The 1,125-nt window shown below is 75.8% G+C and carries 1 protein-coding gene and 1 pseudogene; both read left to right on the top strand.

Translation table 11 applies throughout. From position 1 onward, the window contains the following. Window positions 1-540: pseudogene (locus ABD817_RS39390) on the top strand (hypothetical protein); the annotation flags it as partial. Beyond that, window positions 537-956: a hypothetical protein gene (locus ABD817_RS39385; protein WP_344923568.1), complete on the top strand. Its 420-nt coding sequence runs from the start codon at window positions 537-539 to the stop codon at window positions 954-956. The pseudogene ABD817_RS39390 and the gene ABD817_RS39385, both read left to right, overlap by 4 nt. The last annotated feature ends 169 nt before the right edge of the window (window positions 957-1,125 follow it).

Here is a 1,125-nt window from a genome sequence, read left to right as displayed (position 1 = left end):
CTGCCGATGGGCTGTGCCGACTGCGGGCACGCGCCCTACGCGCACGGCTGTCCCGGCCAGGTCGCCGACCACGAGTACGCGCAGCCGACCGGCGCGCTGATGGCCGCGCGCCTCGACGCGCGCCGCCGCCTCGGACTCGGCCGCTCCCTGCCGACCTTCGAGCCCGACCCCGAGATCCCGGTGCGGCCGATTCCGCTGGTGCCCGCACCCCGCCAGGCCGAACCCGAGGCGACGCCACCGCGCACCCGGCCCGCCGGACGCACCGACACCCGCCGCCCGGCACCCCCCACCACCCGCCCGTACCGGCCGGTGGAGACGCGTGAGAGCCGCGCGATCCGCCTGGCGCTCGCCCGCGACCCCCTCGCCCACCGCCGGGCCCGCACCGTCGCCCGCGTCCACGAACACGGCACCCCGCCTCCGGGCACCGTCCTCGACCACCAGACCCTCCGGCCGGGGCCCGCCGTCGCCCCCGGCCGGGGCCGCTCCCCGGACGCCCCTCCAGTACGACGGCACGAGCCCCGGCGGGAGGTCGCGGCATGAACGCGATCCCACCGTGGGGCGACTTCATGAGCAGGCGCGGCGGCGTGTCTCCTTCCCACACACGCGCCGCCGCGCCGTCGGCCGACACCGAGAGCCAGGCCGTCACGCGAGCCACGGACCTGACCATCGTGCTCAGCGAGGTGTACGGCATCTCAGCCGACGTCCACGCGCTGCGCTCCGGCAACGCCGTCGTGTCCCTCTATCACGGGCTCCTGGCCTACACCGACGGCGAGAGGTTCTGGTGGACCGGCCCCAGGCTCAGCGACTCCGGCGCACCCGTGCTCAGCCCCGAGCTGACGCTGCCCGCCGCCGCCGAACAACTCGCCGAGCACTACGCGACCCTGCGCGACAGGAACCTCACCGCCACGCCGCCGCCCGCCGACGAACGCATGACCGATCACGCCGGGCCGGTCTAAGGAAGGAGGCAGACGTGATCCCATCACCCGGCACACCGGCGGGCGACCGGCTCGGCGCGGCCACCTGGCGGCCCGGCGCCATCACCGCCCTGCGGCACCTGCGCACGGTTTTGCACGACCACCGGATCTACCCGGCGATCTCCTACGACGAGGGCGAACCGCGCCTCGT

This window comes from Streptosporangium oxazolinicum, from assembly GCF_039537505.1.
In the GTDB taxonomy this organism is placed as follows: Bacteria; Actinomycetota; Actinomycetes; order Streptosporangiales; family Streptosporangiaceae; genus Streptosporangium; species Streptosporangium oxazolinicum.
The sequence above is the reverse complement of the archived record's forward strand: the minus strand, read 5'-3'. Positions and strand labels throughout refer to the sequence as shown.